Genomic DNA, 2,304 nt, shown 5'->3' with positions numbered 1-2,304 from the left:
CCCGTTTATATCTATTTCTTAAGATTATCCACAACTTCTTTATCAAGATGCAAGTCCATTTGAGGGAATGGAATATTTACTCCAACTCTATCCATCTCATCTTTTATCTCATTTAAAGTCTGTTTATATACAGTCCAGTAATGCTCATTTGCAACCCAACCTTTAAGTGCAATATTGATAGAACTGTCAGCATACTCATCTACATGGGTATATGGTGAAGGTGTCTTCATAACTAGTGGATTTCTCTTTAAAATATTTTCAAGAGTTTCTCTAGCTACCTTCAAATCACAGTTATAGTCAACTCCAATTATAAGTTTTAATCTTCTATAAGGAGTCATATTGTAGTTTATAACCTTATTAGATACTATCATTCCATTTGGAACTAAAACTATATCCTCATTGTGAGTCTTAATAGCTGTGAAAAATATATCTATTGAGTGGATATACCCCATCTCATCAGCAATTCTTACCTCATCTCCCACTTTGTAGATATTAAAACTTACTATTATTATTCCAGCTGCCAGATTTGACAGATTATCTTTAAGTGCCAAACCTACACCAATTCCTAAAGTACCAAAAAATGCAATTAAACTGCTCTCTTTAACTCCCAATATCAAAAGGCATACCATTATTAGAAAACCTCTTGCTGCAATATTTATCATTGATTTTAGAAAGCTTCCTAAAGAACTATTTATACTCTTTTTATTAGTCACTGTATTTAAAAGTGGCAACATCCTCTTTAATATCTTTATTCCAACGTAGTATAGTATAAGACATGCTATTACCTTAAGTAAAAAATGTATCCAGCCAGCTGCAACATTTACAAGATAAGCCTGATTTGTCATTGTATCAAATAGGTCCTGTAAAAATCCTGATGCGTTATATGGTTCATTCATAGCTGACATCTAAATCTCCCCTTTCCCTTATTATAATCAAAATTAATCAATACCAAAGGTCTATATTAAAATATTAGCAGATTTATATCTCTAATTCAAGATATAGAAATTATTTTTCACTTAGTTACACAATCTTAGTAGTCCAATCTTCTACACTCCATACTTCAGTTGCAATATCCATATAGAATTCAGGTTCGTGGCTTACTAGTATAACTGTTCCCTTAAAATCTATCAGTGCTCTTTTTAACTCCTCTTTAGCATCAATATCAAGGTGGTTAGTAGGCTCATCAAGTACCAGAAGATTTATATCTCTAAGCATAAGTTTACAAAGTCTTACCTTTGCATTTTCCCCTCCAGAGAGTACCTGCATCTGACTTGTAATATGGTCTGTTGTAAGTCCGCATTTGGCTAAAGCTCCTCTTACCTCAGCATTTGTCATAGATGGGTACATATTCCAGATCTCATCTAAAGCTGTTGTTGTATTTCCAGCTTTTTCCTCCTGTTCAAAATATCCAGTTTCTACAAACTGTCCATGTTCAACCTCTCCAGATAAAGGTTTTAACTTCCCTAGAAGCGTTTTTAAAAGAGTTGTCTTTCCAAGTCCATTTACCCCTTTTATAGCAATTTTCTGGTTTCTTTCCACTGTAAAATTAAGTGGTTTTGTAAGGGCATGGTCATAACCAATTACCAGGTCTTTTACAGTTATTACCTCTCTACTTGGAGTTCTAGCTTCACTAAATCCAAATATTGGTTTTGGTTTTTCCTTAGCTATCTCAATTATATCCATTCTATCCAGTTTTTTCTGTCTATCTTTAGCAAGGTTTGAAGTAGCTACTTTAGCTTTATTTTTAGCTATAAACTCCTTCAGGTGCTCTATCTCTTTCTGCTGCTTTTTATATGCAAGCTCAAGCTGTCTACGTTTCAGCTCATACATCTCCTTAAACTGGTAATAATCTCCAGTATATCTTGTAAGCTGTGCATTATCAATATGGTATATCACATTTACCACTGAGTTTAAAAATGGAATATCATGAGATACCAGAATAAAAGCATTTTCATAGTTTTGCAGAAAATTAGTAAGCCATACTATATGCTCCTCATCCAGAAAGTTTGTAGGCTCGTCAAGTATAAGTATCATTGGATTTTCAAGTAATACTTTAGCAAGTAGTATCTTGGCTCTCTGACCACCAGATAGTTCAGATACATCTTTTTCAAGACCTATATCCATAAGTCCCAGTCCCCTTGCATACTCCTCTATTTTAGAATCCAGTGAGTGAACTACTCACCACCTATAGAGGTGGGAGCTTCGTAATTACTCATCAGAGTAATTCTAAAGAAGTTTGATAGTTAAGCTATCCTTATTCTTGCAGGTGTATCCACTACACCCCTACTGTATAGGACTTCCAAG

Annotated in this window: 1 protein-coding gene and 1 pseudogene; both read right to left on the bottom strand. The window is 34.1% G+C overall.

What is annotated here, in order from left to right; genetic code table 11:
• Window positions 1–11: 11 nt before the first annotated feature.
• Window positions 12–905 carry a mechanosensitive ion channel domain-containing protein gene (locus IX290_RS11300; RefSeq protein WP_249168951.1) on the bottom strand — a complete coding sequence of 298 codons (894 nt, stop codon included), beginning with the start codon at window positions 903–905 and terminating at the stop codon, window positions 12–14.
• 115 nt (window positions 906–1,020) lie between these two features.
• Window positions 1,021–2,169: pseudogene (locus IX290_RS11295) on the bottom strand (ABC-F family ATP-binding cassette domain-containing protein); the annotation flags it as partial.
• Window positions 2,170–2,304 lie beyond the last annotated feature (135 nt).

Source organism: Fusobacterium sp. DD2 (assembly GCF_018205345.1).
GTDB lineage: Bacteria > Fusobacteriota > Fusobacteriia > Fusobacteriales > Fusobacteriaceae > Fusobacterium_A.
Note: the sequence above shows the minus strand (reverse complement) of the source record. Positions and strands in the feature narration are given on the sequence as shown.

Excerpts from the sequence above, each read along its gene's own strand:
- IX290_RS11300 (WP_249168951.1), bottom strand. The coding sequence starts at position 905 with ATGTCAGCTATGAATGAACCATATAACGCATCAGGATTTTTACAGGAC.